At 74.8% G+C, this 17,303-nt stretch carries 16 protein-coding genes and 1 pseudogene; 7 read left to right on the top strand and 10 right to left on the bottom strand.

Annotated elements, in window-relative coordinates; all coding sequences use genetic code 11:
* Window positions 1–125 precede the first annotated feature (125 nt).
* Window positions 126–500, bottom strand: a complete 375-nt coding sequence (locus tag AB0H53_RS26945; RefSeq protein ID WP_362118557.1) for a hypothetical protein — start codon at window positions 498–500, stop codon at window positions 126–128.
* A gap of 204 nt (window positions 501–704) precedes the next feature.
* On the opposite strand from AB0H53_RS26945, the gene AB0H53_RS26940 reads away from it, so the two are divergent.
* The 4 genes from AB0H53_RS26940 to fxsA all read left to right on the top strand — a co-directional run bounded on the left by AB0H53_RS26940 (window position 705) and on the right by fxsA (window position 4,717).
* Window positions 705–1,145: an Lrp/AsnC family transcriptional regulator gene (locus AB0H53_RS26940; RefSeq protein ID WP_362118554.1), complete on the top strand. Its 441-nt coding sequence runs from the start codon at window positions 705–707 to the stop codon at window positions 1,143–1,145.
* A gap of 22 nt (window positions 1,146–1,167) precedes the next feature.
* Complete coding sequence (locus AB0H53_RS26935) at window positions 1,168–2,793, top strand: amidohydrolase (protein WP_362118551.1); 1,626 nt, start codon at window positions 1,168–1,170, stop codon at window positions 2,791–2,793.
* Between the two features lie 512 nt (window positions 2,794–3,305).
* Window positions 3,306–4,073, top strand: coding sequence for a polyprenol monophosphomannose synthase (locus tag AB0H53_RS26930; RefSeq protein ID WP_362118548.1), 768 nt, complete (start codon window positions 3,306–3,308; stop codon window positions 4,071–4,073).
* 68 nt (window positions 4,074–4,141) lie between these two features.
* Window positions 4,142–4,717, top strand: a complete 576-nt coding sequence (gene fxsA / locus AB0H53_RS26925; RefSeq protein WP_362118545.1) for an FxsA family membrane protein — start codon at window positions 4,142–4,144, stop codon at window positions 4,715–4,717.
* 191 nt (window positions 4,718–4,908) lie between these two features.
* Here fxsA and AB0H53_RS26920 read toward each other — a convergent pair whose 3' ends face one another.
* The 4 genes and pseudogenes from AB0H53_RS26920 to AB0H53_RS26905 form a co-directional block, all read right to left on the bottom strand.
* Window positions 4,909–5,283 (bottom strand): RNA polymerase-binding protein RbpA, encoded by a 375-nt coding sequence (locus tag AB0H53_RS26920; RefSeq protein WP_026278069.1) that lies wholly within the window; start codon window positions 5,281–5,283, stop codon window positions 4,909–4,911.
* A gap of 261 nt (window positions 5,284–5,544) precedes the next feature.
* Window positions 5,545–6,894, bottom strand: coding sequence for an MFS transporter (locus tag AB0H53_RS26915; protein WP_362118542.1), 1,350 nt, complete (start codon window positions 6,892–6,894; stop codon window positions 5,545–5,547).
* A gap of 61 nt (window positions 6,895–6,955) precedes the next feature.
* Window positions 6,956–7,726, bottom strand: a pseudogene (locus AB0H53_RS26910) (glycerophosphodiester phosphodiesterase family protein).
* Complete coding sequence (locus AB0H53_RS26905) at window positions 7,723–8,418, bottom strand: hypothetical protein (RefSeq protein WP_362118539.1); 696 nt, start codon at window positions 8,416–8,418, stop codon at window positions 7,723–7,725. The pseudogene AB0H53_RS26910 and the gene AB0H53_RS26905 overlap by 4 nt, the downstream one beginning before the upstream one ends.
* Before the next feature lie 101 nt (window positions 8,419–8,519).
* Here AB0H53_RS26905 and AB0H53_RS26900 point away from each other — a divergent pair, with 101 nt between their 5' ends.
* Window positions 8,520–10,037 carry a PLP-dependent aminotransferase family protein gene (locus tag AB0H53_RS26900; RefSeq protein WP_362118537.1) on the top strand — a complete coding sequence of 506 codons (1,518 nt, stop codon included), beginning with the start codon at window positions 8,520–8,522 and terminating at the stop codon, window positions 10,035–10,037.
* 357 nt (window positions 10,038–10,394) lie between these two features.
* On the opposite strand, the gene AB0H53_RS26895 is transcribed toward AB0H53_RS26900, so the two are convergent.
* Both AB0H53_RS26895 and AB0H53_RS26890 read right to left on the bottom strand, forming a co-directional pair.
* Window positions 10,395–11,999, bottom strand: a complete 1,605-nt coding sequence (locus AB0H53_RS26895; RefSeq protein ID WP_362118534.1) for a hypothetical protein — start codon at window positions 11,997–11,999, stop codon at window positions 10,395–10,397.
* 36 nt (window positions 12,000–12,035) lie between these two features.
* Window positions 12,036–12,230 (bottom strand): hypothetical protein, encoded by a 195-nt coding sequence (locus AB0H53_RS26890; protein ID WP_362118531.1) that lies wholly within the window; start codon window positions 12,228–12,230, stop codon window positions 12,036–12,038.
* 347 nt (window positions 12,231–12,577) lie between these two features.
* Here AB0H53_RS26890 and AB0H53_RS26885 point away from each other — a divergent pair, with 347 nt between their 5' ends.
* Together AB0H53_RS26885 and AB0H53_RS26880 are read left to right on the top strand one after the other, a co-directional pair.
* Window positions 12,578–12,970: an ankyrin repeat domain-containing protein gene (locus AB0H53_RS26885; RefSeq protein ID WP_362118528.1), complete on the top strand. Its 393-nt coding sequence runs from the start codon at window positions 12,578–12,580 to the stop codon at window positions 12,968–12,970.
* A 240-nt stretch (window positions 12,971–13,210) separates the two neighbouring features.
* Window positions 13,211–14,629 carry a HEAT repeat domain-containing protein gene (locus tag AB0H53_RS26880; RefSeq protein ID WP_362118525.1) on the top strand — a complete coding sequence of 473 codons (1,419 nt, stop codon included), beginning with the start codon at window positions 13,211–13,213 and terminating at the stop codon, window positions 14,627–14,629.
* A gap of 282 nt (window positions 14,630–14,911) precedes the next feature.
* Here AB0H53_RS26880 and AB0H53_RS26875 read toward each other — a convergent pair whose 3' ends face one another.
* From AB0H53_RS26875 to AB0H53_RS26865, 3 genes are read right to left on the bottom strand one after another with little or no spacing between them, the layout of a single operon-like run.
* Window positions 14,912–15,790: a biotin-dependent carboxyltransferase family protein gene (locus AB0H53_RS26875; RefSeq protein ID WP_362118522.1), complete on the bottom strand. Its 879-nt coding sequence runs from the start codon at window positions 15,788–15,790 to the stop codon at window positions 14,912–14,914.
* Window positions 15,787–16,479, bottom strand: coding sequence for an allophanate hydrolase subunit 1 (locus tag AB0H53_RS26870; protein ID WP_362118519.1), 693 nt, complete (start codon window positions 16,477–16,479; stop codon window positions 15,787–15,789). The genes AB0H53_RS26875 and AB0H53_RS26870 overlap by 4 nt, the downstream gene beginning before the upstream one ends.
* Window positions 16,476–17,243 (bottom strand): 5-oxoprolinase subunit PxpA, encoded by a 768-nt coding sequence (locus AB0H53_RS26865; protein ID WP_362118516.1) that lies wholly within the window; start codon window positions 17,241–17,243, stop codon window positions 16,476–16,478. The genes AB0H53_RS26870 and AB0H53_RS26865 overlap by 4 nt, the downstream gene beginning before the upstream one ends.
* Window positions 17,244–17,303 lie beyond the last annotated feature (60 nt).

Here is a 17,303-nt window from a genome sequence, read left to right as displayed (position 1 = left end):
GTGCGCCCCGAAACCCGCAGACCCCCGCTCGCGGGACCGCCCGCCCCGGCCGGGGCGGGCGGTGGAGCCCGGGCGCCCGCCCGGGCGGGCGCGGCCGTACCGGCACGGGCCGGCGCCGGTACGCGTCAGGCGGCGCGCCGCATCTGCGGCACCCTGATAGGCCGCGAGCCGGGTCCGCCCACGTGGCTGAAGGGCTGGGTGCGCCAGTCCAGCCCCTGGGGCAGCGTCAGCAGCAGCGCGGTGTCCTGCTCCTGGACCTCCAGCGACTCGTCCGCGGGACTCGCGTCCGCGGCGGGCCGCCCGGTGCCGCTGCACACCGACAGCACGAACGGGTTCCACGGCGTCGGGCACAGCGCGTGCTCCGGGAGCACGTCCTCGTCCGCTAGCAGCGCGATGGGCTGCGCGCAGTCCGGGCAGATCACCCGGAACATCTCAAAAGTGTCGTAATTGTCGTGCTCGTCGACCTCGTAGGGTCCGACGGAATCAACAGGCTCCTGCATGGAGAATCTCCCCCTCGGGTGGGCCGACCAGGCTCTTGCGGCCTCGACCACAGCAAGCAATTCCCCTTCGGCCCACCGGATAACCATCCGGTCCGGCACCACCGTGCCGTCAAACCTGTGGCTTTGGTCACATGACGGTCGCGGGGGCCCCCGACGAGGGCCGCCGACTGTCCCGGCGGCCCCCCGGGGCAATAGGTTGATCGCATGGAGGAGCTGGATCGTCAGATCGTCGAGTTGCTCGTCACGGACGGGCGCATGAGCTACACCGACCTGGGCAAGGCCACCGGCCTGTCCACCTCGGCGGTGCACCAGCGCGTGCGCCGCCTGGAGCAGCGCGGTGTCATCCGCGGGTACGCCGCGGTCGTGGACCCGGAGGCCGTGGGCCTGCCGCTGACCGCGTTCATCTCGGTCAAACCGTTCGACCCCAGCGCCCCCGACGACATCGCCGACCGGCTCGCCGACATCGCCGAGATCGAGGCCTGCCACAGCGTCGCCGGTGACGAGAACTACATCCTCAAGGTGCGCGTGGCGACCCCGCTGGAGCTGGAGCACCTGCTCACCCGGATCCGCTCCCAGGCGGGCGTCTCCACCCGTACCACCGTGGTGCTGTCCACCCCCTACGAGGCCCGGCCGCCACGCGTCTAGCGGGATATCTAGGCTGGTCACCATGACCGAGAGCGAACACCGCACCGTGCTGCTGCGCGGTGGAGACGTCCACAGCCCCGCCGACCCCTTCGCCACCGCGATGGTCGTGGAACGCGGGCACGTCGCCTGGGTGGGCTCCGAGGGCGCGGCCGACGCCTTCGCCGCCGGCGTGGACGAGGTGATCGACCTCCAAGGCGCCCTGGTCACCCCCGCGTTCACCGACGCCCACGTCCACACCACCGCCACCGGACTCGCCCTCACCGGCCTGGACCTCACCCCCGCCCGCACCCTCGCCGAGGCGCTGGAGCTGGTACGGGCCCACAGTGCCGCCCGGCCCGGCGACCGGATCCTGCTCGGCCACGGCTGGGACGCCGCCCGCTGGCCCGGCCGGCGCCCCCCGTCCCGTACCGAACTGGACGAGGCCACCGGCGGGCGCCCGCTCTACCTGACCCGCGTCGACGTCCACTCCGCCGTCGTCACCACCGCCCTGCTCGACCTGGTCCCCGGTGTCACCGGCCTGACCGGCTACCACCCCGACCGGCCGCTCACCGGCGCCGCCCACCACGCGGTACGCGCCGCCGCCCATGGCGCGATCACCCCGGTCCAGCGCGCCGAGGCCCAGCGGGCCGCGCTGCGCCGGGCCGTGTCCCTGGGCATCGGCACCGTCCACGAGTGCGCCGGCCCGGAGATCTCCGACGAGGACGACTTCACCGCCCTGCTGAAGCTCGCCGGCGAGGAGGCGGGCCCGCGCGTCGTGGGCTACTGGGCCGAGGCCGTCACCGGCGAGAAGGATGCCCGGCGCGTCCGCGACCTGGGCGCGATCGGCGCCGCCGGGGACCTGTTCGCCGACGGCTCCCTCGGCTCCCACACCGCCTGCCTGCACCAGCCCTACGCCGACGCCGGCCACACCGGCACCGCCCACCTGGACGCGGCGGCCGTCGCCGCCCACGTCACCGCCTGCACCGAAGCCGGACTCCAGGCCGGCTTCCACGCCATCGGTGACGCCGCCCTCGGCGCGGTCGTCGCGGGCGTACGGGCCGCCGCCGACGCGGTGGGCCTGGCACGGGTGCGCGCCGCCCGGCACCGCGTCGAACACGCCGAGATGCTCACCCCCGACACCATCGCCGCCTTCGCCGACCTCGGGCTCACCGCCTCCGTGCAGCCCGCCTTCGACGCGGCCTGGGGCGGCGAGGACGGCATGTACGCCCAGCGCCTGGGTGCCGAGCGGGCGCGCACCCTCAACCCGTACGCGGCGCTGCTGCGCGCCGGCGTGCCCCTCGCCTTCGGCTCGGACAGCCCGGTGACCCCGCTGGACCCCTGGGGCACCGTCCGCGCCGCCGCCTTCCACCGCACCCCCGAACACCGGATCTCGGTACGTGCCGCCTTCACCGCCCACACCCGCGGCGGCTGGCGGGCCACCGGCCGGGACGACGCGGGGATCCTCGCCCCCGGAGCGCCCGCCGACTACGCGGTCTGGCGTACCGGTGACCTGGTGGTACAGGCACCCGACGACCGGGTCGCCCGCTGGTCCACCGATCCGCGTTCGGGCACGCCGGGCCTGCCCGACCTCACCCCCGGCACCGGCCTGCCGGTCTGCCTGCGGACCGTCGTCGGCGGCCGAACGGTCTTCGCTCTACCGAACGAGTGACACAGGGACATTCCCTGCCCAGTGCCGCGCTTCCAGCGGTCGGCCGCGACCTGCGGATCTTCGCCCCTGACCTGCTGGTTCGGCCAATCGGCGCAGGTGGCACGGGTGTTGACAGCGAGCGGTCGGCGGCCGGTAGGTTCGCCCCAGTCCACCACAGGACGTCCGGCCGCTTGGCCTCCACGCAGTCGTCGAACGCCGCTGGGTCATGGGGCGGTGCGCCGCACCGGCGCACCAGCACCGGGAGCCAGGTTCAGCGCCCGCGCCTCGGGGGCGAGGGAAGCCTCCGGCCGGGTGTCCCCCCTGCTCCCCGCGAGCCAGGGGGGTGCGACCCGGGTGGGGCCCGGACGTTCAGTAGACAACGGCTCTCGGTCGGCCCGCAGCCAGCGGGGCCCCAGGTCGGCCCGAAGGACGCCGGGCCCCGGTCCGTGCCGCGCCCCGATCCCCCTGCCGGCGCGGGAGCGCGCCACCGGCTCGCTATGGTGGGGATCTGTGTACGGACCTAAGGGGCAGCAGTGAACGTTGGTGGTCAGAGGCGATACGGGCCGCTCGGCAGAGTGTTGGTGATCATCCCCACCTACAACGAGGCGGAGAACATCAAGCCGATCGTCGGCCGGGTGCGCGCCGCCGTGCCGGAGGCCGACGTCCTCGTCGCCGACGACAACAGCCCGGACGGCACCGGCAAACTCGCCGACGAGCTCGCCGCCGAGGACGACCACGTCCACGTCCTGCACCGCAAGGGCAAGGAAGGGCTGGGCGCCGCCTACCTGGCCGGCTTCCGGTGGGGCATCGGGCGCGACTACGGCGTCCTGGTCGAGATGGACGCCGACGGTTCCCACCAGCCCGAGGAACTGCCCCGGCTGCTGACCGCCCTCAAGGGCGCGGACCTGGTGCTGGGCTCCCGCTGGGTGCCGGGCGGGCGGGTGGTGAACTGGCCCAAGTACCGCGAGTTCCTCTCCCGCGGCGGCAGCACCTACTCGCGCCTGCTGCTGGACGTCCCCATCCGCGACGTGACCGGCGGCTTCCGCGCCTTCCGCAAGGAGACCCTGGAGGGCCTGGGCCTCCAAGAGGTCGCCTCCCAGGGCTACTGCTTCCAGGTCGACCTGGCCCGCCGCGCCGTCACGGCCGGCTACCACGTGGTCGAGGTGCCGATCACCTTCGTCGAGCGTGAGCGCGGCGACTCCAAGATGAGCCGGGACATCGTCGTGGAGGCCCTGTGGCGGGTCACCGCGTGGGGCGTCGGCTCCCGGGCCGACCGGATCATGGGGCGCAAGCCCTCCTGACCACCCGGCCCCGGCCGGCACCGGACCCCTTTACGCCGTCCTGGCAGGCCGCCGGGCACACTGGGAACATGACGACCGGCACACCGCCCCCCTCCGCCCGCAAGCGCTCACGCGCCCGTTCCCTCGTGCCGCTCGGCCTCGTCGCCTGGCTGGTGGCGGAGATCTGGCTGCTGTCCCTGGTGGCCGGAGCGGCCGGCGGGGTGACCGTGCTGCTGCTGCTCGCCGGCGGCGCCGTCCTGGGCGGAGCGGTGGTCAAGCGGGCCGGGCGCCGGGCGTTCCGGACCCTCACCGAGACCCTCCAGCAGCGGCCGGGCGCCGAGCCGGGCCCCGCCGACCGGGGGAGCACCGGCAATGGCTTCCTGATGCTCGGCGGGCTGCTGCTGATGCTGCCCGGCCTCATCTCCGACGTGGCGGGCCTGCTGATGCTCCTGCCGCCGGTGAGGACGGCGCTGGGCCGGTACGCCGAGAAGGCGCTGGACCGCCGTATGCGCGCGGTCGCCCCCGGGGGCCTGGGCGACGCCTTCCAGCACGCCCAGCGGGCGCGCATGCGCCACCCGGACGCGAAGGTGGTGCGGGGCGAGGTCGTCCGCGACGAGGGGGGCCGCCCGAGCGGTGAAGACCTCCGCCCGCCGCTGACGCCCTGAGCGCGCCGGGCCCCGGCTCCGCCGCGCCGGCGGGTGCCGTCCCGGCGGCCCCGGCCGCCGTCGAGCGGCCCGGCCGGACTCCGGCCAAGGGACGGCTGTACCCGGGCAGCGCAGAGCCGCGGGGCGGCGGCACACAAGGTGTACCGCCGCCCCGCGGCTGGTGCTGATGGCGCGTGCTCGCCCTCAGGCGGTCACGCGGACTTCCGGCTGTCGCGCGGATGCACGGCGATGTTCATGGCGCCGGAGCGCAGGACCGCCAGCCTCTCGGCCAGCACCTCCTCCAACTCCTCGCGGGTGCGCCGCTCCATGAGCATGTCCCAGTGCGTACGCGCCGGCTTGCCCTTCTTCTCCTCGGGGCCGTCCCCGTCCACCAGGAGTGCCTGGCTTCCGCAGACCTTGCACTCCCACTCCGGCGGAATCTCCGCCTCCACCGAGAACGGCATCTCGAACCGATGCCCCTTCTCGCATGCGTACTCCACCGCCTGGCGCGGGGCCAGATCGATGCCGCGGTCGGTCTCGTAGCTGGTCACCACGAGGCGCGTGCCGCGAAGAGCTCGCTCACTCATGAATCGTGCCTCCCGGGCTTGTCGCCCACAGGACAGGTGTCGCTGTCGTCGTCATCCGGTCAACGTCCGGTCGGCGGTAAAGATTCCCGTTGCGGGTCATGCGCCGTCGTGCCGCTGCTTTTCCCAGGTTGGGGTACCCACCAGCGCCCGGTTTGTCACACCTGGCAACAGATGTCACCTCGCGTCTCTGCTGTTTGAACACGCAGTAACGGTCCGCCTGGCAGGCCAAAGGCGTACACTACCGGCCTTTCAGTCCGCCGTCTAAATCCGGTCGGGTACCGGGTTCCCCGCCGCGGCCACCGCACGCCTCACGGGCACCCGCGCCAGCAGCACGAAGCCCGCCGCGAAGAAGACCACCAGCGAGATGATCGCCTCCCGGTAGCTGCCCGTCAGCTGGAACGCCAGGCCGAAAAACAGCGGCCCCAGCCAGCTCAGCCCCCGGTCGCTCATCTCGTACGCGGAGAAGTACTCTGCCTCCTTCCCGCGCGGCACCAGATGCGAGAACAGCGACCGCGACAGCGCCTGACTGCCGCCCAGCACCAGTCCGATCGCCGCCGCCAGCGCGTAGAACCAGACCGGCGCACCGGCCGGCAGGAAGTACGCGGCCGCCAGGATCGCCGTCCACACCCCCAGCGAACCCAGGATCGTGCGCTTGGCGCCGTGTGCCCGCGCCAGCCGCCCCATGCCCAGCGCGCCCACCACCGCGAGCACCTGCACCAGCAGCACCGCCGTGATCAGCGTCGTCTGCTCCAGGCCCAGCTCCTCCGAGCCGTAGATCGACGCCTGCGAGATCACCGTCTGCACGCCGTCGTTGTAGACGAGGTACGCCAGCAGGAACGAGAGCGTCAGCGGGTGCCGGCGCATGTCCCGCAGGGTCGCCACCAGCTGCCGCCAGCCCGATCCGACCGCCCCCTCCCCGTCCGGGGCCACCCGCCGGTCCCGCAGCCGACGCAGCGGCACGAGGGTGAAGGCCCCCCACCACAGGCCGGCCGACGCCAGACAGATCCGTACCGCCTCCGACTCCGACAGGCCGAACGAGTCATGGCCGGTGTACAGCGCCAGGTCCGCCAGCAGCACCAGCGCCCCCGAGGTGTAGCCGAACGCCCAGCCGCGCGAGGAGACCGCGTCCCGCTCGTGGGGCTCCGCTATCTGGGGCAGATAGGCGTTGTACAGCACCATGGAGACCGCCAGCGAGGCGTTCGCCACGACGAGCAGGAACGCGCCCAGCAGGTAGCGCTCGCCGTCCAGGAAGAACAGCCCCGCCGTGGCGGCCGCGCCCAGGTACGCCGACGCGGCCAGCAGCGGCTTCTTCCGGCCGGTACGGTCCGCCACGGCACCCACCAACGGCATCACCAGCACCGCCACGACCACCGACAGCGACACGGCGTACGCGAAGACCGAGCCCGCGCGTACCGGGACGCCCAGCGGATGGACGAAACCGTCCGCGTCCGCCGCCGCCTTGGCGACCGACGTCAGATAGGGGCCCACGAAAACCGTCAGCACACTGGTCGAATACACCGAGCACGCGAAGTCGTAGAAGTACCAGCCGCGTTGCTCGCGCCCGCGGTCGGGCGGAGTCCCGGCGGCCCGGTCGGCAGTTTCGGCGCTCACGGCCGCCCCCTCGTTCCTCCCGCGCCCCGCAACGCGCCCCCCGGGAACGAGCGCCGCGCGGTCAGGCCCAGGCTCCCCGGGCGCTCAGCACCGTACGCAGCGTCTCCAGATGATCGGTCATGATGCCATCCACCCCGAGATCCAGGAGAGCGGACATCCGGTCCGGGTCGTTCACCGTCCACACATGCACCTGAAGGCCCCGCCGGTGCGCGGTCCGCACGAAACGCCGGTCCACCACCCGCACACCGTTCTGGTACTCCGGCACCTGGGCCGCCACCGCGCCCGGCCGCACGCGGGCCGGGATCCCCAGCGACCGCAGCCGCAGCCCCAGCACACCGCGCACCCCCTACGAGGTCGCCAGGCGCGGGCCCGCCAGGCGCAGCGCCCTGACCACCCGGCCCTCGTCGAACGAGCCGACGCACACCCGGTCCCAGGCGCCCGCCGCACGCACCAGCTCCACCAGCGGCTCCAGGGCGGACTCCGCCTTGATGTCCACGTTCCAGCGGGCCCCCGGAAACTCCTCCAGCAACTCCCCGAAGAGCGCCAGCGGCTCCGTTCCGCCCACCCGGGCCTCCCGGACCACGCTCCACGGCAGGCCGCCGATCCGGCCCCGGGCGTCCGTCACCCGGTCCAGCGTGGTGTCGTGGAAGGCCACCAGCGCGCCGTCGGACGTGGTGTGCACATCCGTCTCGAAATAGCGGTACCCGGCCGCGGCGGCACGGCGGAAGGCCGCCAGGGTGTTCTCCAGCCCGTCCGACGCGCCACCGCGGTGCGCGAACGGTATGGGGTGGGGGTGGTCCAGGAACGGGTGGAGCCGGCGTACATCGGTCATCGGGGCAGTATCGCCCGGCCCGGTGCGCCCGAGGCGACCACGGTGCCGGTGCCCCGGTCCGCCGGAACGGCGAAGAGGCGCAGGAAGAACTGGGCGAGCGGACCGATCGACAGCGCGTACAGCACCGTTCCGGCGCCCAGCGAGCCGCCGAGCAGGAAACCGGTCAGCACCACGGCCACCTCGATCGCCGTACGGACCAGGCGGATCGACCGCCCGGTCAGCCGGTGCAGGCCGGTCATCAGGCCGTCGCGCGGACCGGGGCCGAAGCGCGCCGCGATGTACAGGCCGGTGGCGGCGCCGTTGAGGACGATGCCCGCCGCCATCACCGGCACCTGGACGAGCAGGCCGTGGGCGTCCGGCACCAGCGCCAGGGTGCCGTCCATCGCCAGCCCGATCACGAAGACGTTGGAGACGGTGCCCAGGCCCGGCTTCTGCCTGATCGGGATCCACAGGAGGAGGACGACGGCACCCACGATGATCGAGACGACCCCGATCGTCAGCCCGGAGAGCTCCGCCAGGCCCTGGTGCAGCACCCCCCAGGGCTCCAGCCCGAGCCCGCCCCGCACCAGCAGCGCCGAGCTGGCGCCGTACAGGGCCAGTCCGGTGTAGAGCTGGAAGAGGCGGCGGGTGAGGTGGCGTCCCGTGGTGCCGGATTCGGTCGATGTGGCCGGTGAGCCCGGTGTGACGGACAAGTTGTGCCCCCGATGTGGTGGTGGTGGACTGGCTCGTGCCACTCTGTGGCGGGGGATCGGCCGCCAACCATGGCCAATCCCAGGAAGGTGGACTGGTTTCCATGGCTCAGTGGACCTCAGCGGTGGGCCCCGCACAGCTCGCCCGGCAACTCAACGCGCAGCAGCCCCGCCCGGCGGGCCCCGGCACCCGCAAGCCGCCCGCCTACCGGGCCCTGGCCGACGGCATCCGCCTGCTGGTCCTGGAAGGGCGCGTACCGGTCGCCGCCCGGCTGCCCGCCGAGCGCGAACTGGCCCTGGCGCTGTCCGTGAGCCGCACGACGGTGGCCGCGGCGTACGAGGCGCTGCGCGCCGAGGGCTTCCTGGAGTCCCGCCGGGGCGCCGGCAGCTGGACCGCCGTACCGGCGGGCAACCCGCTGCCCGCCCGCGGGCTCGAACCGCTGCCCCCCGAGTCCCTCGGCTCCATGATCGACCTGGGCTGCGCGGCCCTCCCCGCCCCCGAGCCGTGGCTGACCCGGGGAGTCCAGGGAGCGCTGGAGGAACTGCCGCCGTACGCCCACACCCACGGCGACTACCCGGCCGGGCTGCCCGCCCTGCGCCAGATGCTCGCCGACCGGTACACCGCGCGGGGCATCCCGACGATGCCCGAGCAGATCATGGTGACCACCGGGGCCATGGGCGCCATCGACGCCATCTGCCACCTCTTCGCCGGACGCGGTGAGCGCATCGCCGTCGAGTCGCCCAGCTACGCCAACATCCTCCAGCTGATGCGCGAGGCGGGTGCCCGGCTGGTCCCCGTCGCCATGGCGGAGGGACTCACCGGCTGGGACCTGCCCCGCTGGCGCCAGGTGCTGCGGGACGCCGCACCGCGCCTCGCCTACGTCGTCGCGGACTTCCACAACCCCACCGGGGCCCTGGCCGACGAGGACCAGCGGCGCCGGCTGGTGGACGCCGCCCGCTCGGCCGGGACCGTCCTGGTGGTCGACGAGACGATGACGGAGTTGTACCTGGAGGACGGCCTGGAGATGCCCCGCCCGGTCTGCTCCTTCGACCCGGCCGGGAGCACCGTGCTGACGGTGGGGTCGGCCAGCAAGGCGTTCTGGGCGGGGATGCGCATCGGGTGGGTGCGGGCCGCGCCCGACGTCATCCGCTCCCTGGTCGCCGCCCGCGCCTACGCCGACCTCGGCACGCCGGTACTGGAGCAGCTGGCCGTCAACTGGCTGATGAGCACCGGAGGCTGGGAGGAGGCGGTGTCCCTGCGCCGCGCCCAGGCCCGGGAGAACCGTGACGCCCTGGTCGCCGCGGTCCGCCGTGAGCTGCCTGCCTGGGAGTTCGACGTGCCGCGCGGCGGGCTGACCCTGTGGGTGCGCACCGGTGGCCTGTCCGGTTCCCGGCTCGCCGAGGTGGGGGAGCGGGTGGGGGTACGGGTGCCGTCCGGGCCTCGCTTCGGCGTGGACGGCGCGTTCGAGGGATACGTACGGCTGCCGTTCACCGTCGGGGGGCCGGTCGCGGACGAGGCGGCGGCCCGGCTGGCGGCGGCGGCCCGGCTGGTGGAGGCCGGGCCGAACGCGGCGCCCGGGCCGGGCCCCGGCCCGGAGGGGCACCGGATGTTCGTGGCCTGACGCGGACGGGCCCGGCCGGGAGACCGGCCGGCCACCGGCGTCGGCGCCCCGGGCCCGGGTGGGCCGTGCGCCGGCCCGGCCGGCCCGGCACCACGCGCCCGATGACACGTCCGCGCCGCACCCGGAGGCCCGGCACATGCCGGCGGAGCACACGTCGGCCGACCACATGCCGGCCGGGCACGTGGGGGGCCGGGGCATATGTGGGTCGGGCACATGGGGCCGAGCCACATGCGGGCCCGGCACACGGTGGCACAGCACATGGCGGCCCGGCACCCGGGCCCCGGCGCACGCACCGGCCGCCATCCCGGCCGCCACGCCGCCGCCCCCGGGCAATCCGTCGCCGGGCCCGCCGCCCGTTCAGCCCCCCGTCGCCGTCGCGCTCGGCGCCTGCCCCACTGCCGGCGGTGGCTGGGCGGCCATCACCCGGTCGAGCGGCGGCTCCGCCGGCGGCTCGGGGATCTGGCGCTCGGGCAGCAGTTCCAGCACGGCCTGCCGGTGTGCCTCCGCCGTCGCCTCGTCGTACGGATCGGGCGTCGCCGGCACCTGGATCCTGAGCACCGGCCCGGTGCCCAGCCGGACGTAGCCGCGCCCCGGCGGAACGTGCGGCACGGGGGTGGTGTGCGGCGCCGCCCCCAGGACCGCCGCCACCTGGTCCGCCGGCACGGGCCCGAGCACGACCCGGGCGGGAGTGTGGGCGCGTACCGCCTCACTGAGCGCGGACACGCCGTCGAGCTCCTCGGCGACCACGACCGTCACATGCACGGCCCTGCCGTGCCGCAGCGGCACCTGGAGCAGCGTCTGCGGGTCCGGCCGCCCGTCCGCCGCCGCGAGGCCGGCCAGGACACCCGGCCGGTCGAGCAGGATCCACAGCGGCCGCCGGGTGTCCCCGGGCACCGGCCGGCCTGCCTGCCGGGCCCGGTTCGCGGCGATCAGCCGCCGTTCCGTCTCGTGCGCCGCCCACTCCAGGCTGGTCAGCGCCCCGGCCAGCCCGCACTCGACGGCCAGTACCCCGGCACGACCGGTCAGACAGGCGTACTCGCCGGTTCCGCCGCCCTCCACGATCAGTACGTCGCCGTGCCCGAGGGCCTGGAGCGCGATCGAGCGCAGCAGGGTGGTGGTGCCGCTGCCGGGCCGGCCCACGGCCAGCAGGTGCGGCTCGGTCGAGCGCGGCCCGGTGCGCCACACCACCGGAGGCGCGTCCCGGGTCCCGTCCCCGTCCAGTACCGGGACGGTCCGCTGCACCGCCCCGGGGTCGGTGAAGCCCAGTACCGTCTCGCCGGGCGCGGTGACGAACCGCTGTGCCGCGATGGTGGTGGGCAGGGCGGGCAGCACGGTCATCAGGAGCTGATTGCCCTCCTCGTCCCAGTCGAAGAGGTATTCACGGCCGCGCCCCGACTTGGCGTGGAGCAGTCGCTCGATCCGGGCCCGCGCGGCGGGCTCGCCGTCCGTGAAGTAGGCCGGATAGGTGATCCGCAGCCGGCTCGGACGGCCGTCGCCGTCGAACTCGAAGTCATGGAGGGCCTTGGCCCACTCGCCGCCGTGGGCGTAGAGCGGGCTCGGGTCCTCGGGGACGGAGAAGTACGGCACCAGGGCCTCGTAGAGCGCCTTGAGCCGTTCGGCCTCCGCCTCGTCGGGCCCGGCCTTGACGACCGGGCGCACGCGTCCCTGCCACGCGGCCGCGCCCATCACCGAGATGAGGGCCAGCGCCGGCCCGTACGGGACGAGGGCGACGACCAGCACACCGGCCGCGGCGCAGAACAGCGCGGGACCGCGCCGGTCCTTGGGGGTCGCGGCCCATAGGGAGCGCCCCGCCGCGACCAGTTTCCGCAGACCGCGGGTGATCGTGATCAGCGGATGGAGGACGTCCGTGGCGCCTTCGGCGGCCGTGCGCGCGATCTCTCTGCCGCGAGCGATCCGGTCGGTGCCGCTGCGCAGGACGCGGGGGAGTGGTCGCCTGGCCACGTCGTACTCCTGAAGTCGTGGGAGGGGCCGGGGGTGTCAGAAATTGATGCCGCCCAGCAGGCTGGCCAGGCTCGCGCCACCGGCCTTGATGCTGGGCGCGATCGCGGTGCCCGCGAGATAGAAGCCGAAGAGGGCGCAGACGAGGGCGTGGGAGGCCTTGAGCCCGTCCTTCTTGAAGAAGAGGAAGACGATGATGCCGAGCAGTACCACGCCTGAGATGGACAGGATCATGAGGGCTTCTCCTGGGTGAGGGGACAGTCACCTTGAGTTCTTCCAGCCTCACAGCAAGTATCTATGTGACAAAAGGTGCAAAAGAGTGAATGTCCGGCGCTTTCACTTGACTGGCGGATGCCGGAGGCCTCTCGTGTGGCGCGGTGGGCCGTCGTCTGGTGCGGGGTGGCGCCCGGGACGATCCTTGCCGCGGGCGCGCCGGGTCATGTCCGCGCCCGGGCAGTACCCTGTCGGTTCACTCGTACGGCGGCGCCCGCCGTGCGCCCCGGTTCGCCGGGGGTTCCCGCAGCTCAGTGCGGTCGGCGAGCGCCGGCGAACAGTCAACGAAAGGAAAGGTGGTCCGTCCGATGAGTGAAGCCCTGGATCCCGAGGTGATCGAGCTGGCGGCCAAGGTCTTCGCCCTGGCGCGCCAGGGCGATGCCGAAACGCTCGCCGCGTACGTCGACGCCGGCGTGCCCGCGAACCTCACCAACGACAAGGGGGACACCCTGGTGATGCTCGCCGCCTACCACGGCCACCCGGCGGCCGTCGCGGCCCTGCTCGCCCGGGGTGCCGACGCCGACCGCGCCAACGACCGCGGCCAGACGCCGCTCGCCGGCGCCGTGTTCAAGGGCGAGGACGAGGTGGTCCGCGCCCTGCTCGACGGCGGCGCCGATCCGGAAGCCGGCACTCCGTCAGCCGTCGACACCGCGCGCATGTTCGGCAAGACGCACCTCCTGGAGCTGTTCGGCTCCAGGTGAGCGCGGGTGAACGGGGACTGAACGCCGTATGCGAGCGGTGCCGTAAATGTGGTCGCGGTGGCGAAATGACTGGGTCATCATGACGTCGGGCCCGGAAGGGGCCACCGACGAGAGGCAGAGGAAGATGGTCGACACCAGGCGGAAGACGACGAGCGGCTACACATGTTGCTGCGCGGCCTAGGCAATCACCGTTCCCCGGGACCCCCGGTTGCGTCGACAGCTTGATGTGAGGCATTTTCCATGTTCGATCCAGTCATAGCGCCGAGCGGCACATTGCTGGGCCTGCTGCAGCGGGGCCGCGGTGACGGCACGCTGCACGCCCTGGCCGCGCCCCGCGCGGATGCCCTCGCGGCCCTCAACCACTGCGTCCTGAACGACCCGCGCCAGGACTGGCAGGTCGAGAACCGCTCCCTCTACTACGCCCGCCTCTACCTGGACCTCCACGGCGGCCTGGACGAGATCGAGGCCCATCTCTTCGGCGCCGACGACCACCTCGACACCGAGGAGTCGCGCACCGGTCTCGCGCTCGCCGTCCTCGGGCACCTGGCCTCGTACGGCAGGGACGACGCCCTCACGCTGCTGCGCGGGTACGCGGCGACCGGAAGCAACTGGGCCTGGGCCCTCGACGAACTGGCCCTGCGCGACGACGACGCGCAGCTCCGGGCCCTCGCGGTGCCGGTCCTCGCCCGCTTCCCGGCCACCCCCGACGGCGACGCCGAGCTGGCCGCCGCGGTCCGGGACGCCTTCGAACCGCGCCCGTGGCGGCTGTGGGCCGAGGACCGGCGCGACGCCGTCGGCGCCCGGGTGCGCGCCGCCCAGGAACAGGGCTCCTTCGACCGCTGGCAGCGCCAGCTCCGCCCCTCCGGGCCCCGGCCCGGATGGAGCGTCCAGGCGGTTTTCGACTGGGCCCAGGAGGGTCTGCAGCGCGGCGCCGCACTCCATGTGCCGGCCGCGCGCTGCCTGACCGCCGTCGCCGGTCCCGACGACCGCCCACTCATCCTCGACGCGGCGAGCGGCGGCCCGGACGGCGCCCGCTGCGCGGCCCTGCACTACCTCGCCGAGGCCCGGGACCCCGCGGTGCTCGACCTCATCGAAGCCGCCGCGGGCGACGGCTCCCGTGCCGTGGCGGAGGCCGCCGTGGCCGCCTTCGAGCGGATGTGCGGCGAGGCGGCCGTGGACCGGGCGCGCGGCTGGGCGCACCGGCCGGACGCCCTCGGCGCTTCGGCGGCGGGCGTCCTCGCCTGCCGGGGCGGCGCCCAGGACGCCCCCCTGGTGCTCGGCGCGCTGCGCGAGACCGTACGGTCCGAGGGGCCCGACGCCCCGTCGCTGTACCCGCTCGTCGACGGCACCGGCAGGCTGGGCATCGCCTGCGCCGCGCCCGTCCTGCGGCACATCTACCGGGAGACCGCCGCCTCCCACCTGCGCGGGCGCACCGCCCGTGCGCTCGCCTCCACCGATCCCTCCTTCGCCACCGGCTTCGCCGTCGAATGCCTGTGGGACTGCGAGGAGACCACCCGCGAGATCGCCGCGCTGCACGCCGAGACCGGGGACGTACGAGTGGCCGAGCGGCTGCGCCGCCTCGCCGCCGACCCCGCCGAGGAGGACGAGGTCCAGACGGCGGTACGCAGCCGGATCGGCCCGGACATGCCGGCCGTCTGACCCCCCCCGGCACGCCGCCGCCCGCGGCCCGCCGCCGCGACCCGCTCGACCCGCTCGACCCGCGCGCCGGCTGCCGCCCGGCCGCCGGGCCCCGTGCCGGCCGCCGGCACGGCCGGCCCTCGGGACCGAGCGACCGCCGAGGACCCCGGCCGGCCGGTCCGGCTGCTCCGGACCGGCCGCGGCGCTCCCGCACCCACCTCGTGACGTGTCCCCCCGGCCCCGTCGTCCCCGGCGGGTGCCGGTCCCGGCGGCGTACGGGTCGTCACCGCACGCGGGCGGCGGCTAGGGACGGCCGGGCCGGCCGGCCGGGACGAACCGCACCGGTGTGCCCGGCGCGGCCTGGGCGGCGGCTGCCAGGTCCGCCTCCCGGACGACGGCCACCACCGGATAGCCGCCGGTCGTGGGATGGTCGGCGAGGAACACCACCGGCAGCCCGTCCGGCGGGACCTGCACCGCCCCCAGGACCATGCCCTCGCTGGGCAGTTCGCCCGCCACCGCGCGCCGCAGGGGCGGACCCTCGGTACGCAGCCCGATGCGGTTGCTCCTCGGTGACACCCGGTACGCGCGCGTGGTGAAGGTGCGCAGCGAGGCACCGGTGAACCAGTCGTGGCGCGGCCCCAGCCGCACCCGCAGGACCAGCTCCCCCGGCGGCGCGGACCAGGGCACCGTGTCCACCGGTGGCGCCGGAGCGCCCGGCCGACCCAGCGGCAGTACGGCACCGTCGGCCAGCGGCGCCGGGCCCAGCCCCGAGAGCAGGTCGGTGGAACGGCTGCCGAGGACCGGCGCCACGGCGACGCCCCCGGCGAACGCCACGTAGGAGCGCAGGCCGCGCACCGCCGCACCCACCTCCAGCAGCCGGCCGGCCGGCACACGCACCGCCGCGCCCCAGGCCACCGGCCGCCCGTCCACCCGTACCGGGCAGGGCGCCCCGCCCACCGCCACGGTCACGTCGCACCGGGGCCGCAGCGCGCAGCCGTCGAGCGTGGTCTCCAGTACGGCCGCGTCCTCCGGGTTGCCGGCCAGCCGGTTGACGAGACGGCTCGCGTACGGGTCGAGAGCGCCCGAACGCGGCACCCCCAGGTGCGCGTGGCCGGCCCGGCCCGGGTCCTGGACGGTCGTCAGCGCTCCGGCCCGCACCACCGTGAGGGTCCGCCGGTTCACCGGCGGCCCTGGGCCGCGCGCCCGCCGCCGGGGGCGTCCCGGTCCCCCGGCACGCCCGGGCCCGCCGGTGCGTCCCCGTCCTCCGGCACGAACCGCACCCGGGTGCCGGGGACCAGCAGCGCGGCGGGTTCGCGCGCCGGGTCCCACAGGACCGCGTCCGTCGTCCCGATGAGCTGCCAGCCGCCGGGCGAGGAGCGCGGGTACACACCCGTGTACGGTCCGGCCAGCGCGACCGAACCCGCCGGCACGGCGGTGCGCGGCGTCGCCCTGCGCGGCACCTCGTACCGCTCGGGGAGGCCGGTCAGGTAGCCGAAGCCGGGCGCGAAACCACAGAAGGCCACCCGGTACTCGGCCGCCGAGTGGATGCGTGCCGCCTGGCCGGGCGCCACCCCCCACCGGGCGGCGACCTCGGCCAGGTCCGGCCCGTCGTACCGGACAGCCAGCTCGACGACCGGATCCAGGCGCGCGCGGAGGGGCGGGATCTCCCACCGGGCGACCCGCGCGGCGAACCGCCCGGGGTCCGCCAGCCCGTCGAGCAGCACCGTCCGGGCCGCCGGGACGATGTCCGCCACCGGGGGCAGCGCGCCGGCCGCCCGGCGGCGCAGCAGCTCGGCGTGGAAGGCCTGCGCCTGCGCGCCGCTGTCCAGCTCCACGAGCAGGGCCCGCTCGCCCACCGGCAGGGTCCTCATGCGAAGGCCTCCACGCGCACACCGGCGGCCTCCAGCCCGGACCTGACCCGGCGGGCCAGGTCCACCGCGCCCGGGGTGTCGCCGTGCAGGCACAGCGAGCGGGCACGGACCGGCACCGGGCGGCCGTTCCTGGCGGTGACCACCCCGGTCCGCGCCATGGCCACGGACCGTTCCACCACGGCCGCCGGGTCGGTGACGACGGCCCCCTCCTCGCCGCGTGGCACCAGCGTGCCGGCCGCCGTGTAGGCGCGGTCGGCGAACGCCTCGGTGACGACCGGGAGCCCGGCCCGGCCGGCCGTCTCGTGCAGGCGCGAGCCGGGCAGGCCCAGCAGCGGCAGCCGCTCCCCGGTCAGCAGGACCCCGTCCACGACCGCGCGGGCCTGCTCCTCGTCGTGCACGACCCGGTTGTAGAGCGCGCCGTGCGGTTTGACGTACGCCACCTGCGCCCCGGCCGCCCTGGCGAACACCGCCAGGGCGCCGATCTGGTACGCCACCTCGGCGGCCAGCTCGTCGGCCGGCACGTCCATGGCGCGCCGCCCGAAACCGGCCAGGTCCCGGTAGGAGACCTGGGCACCGATGCGTACGCCCCGCTCGGCCGCCAGCGCGCAGACCCGCCGCATGGTCACCGCGTCCCCGGCGTGGAAGCCGCAGGCGACATTGGCGCTGGTGACCACGGAGAGCAGCTGTTCGTCGTCGGTCAGCCGCCAGCGGCCGAAGCCCTCCCCGAGGTCGGCGTTGAGGTCGATCGACGTACCGCTCGTCATGGCGTGTCTCCTTGTCGGTCCGTTCACCGGCCGGGTGGCGGGTGCGTGCGCCGGCGGGTG

The organism is Streptomyces sp. NPDC050856 (assembly GCF_040653855.1).
Lineage (GTDB): Bacteria > Actinomycetota > Actinomycetes > Streptomycetales > Streptomycetaceae > Streptomyces.
This window is presented reverse-complemented; position numbering and strand designations above follow the sequence as displayed.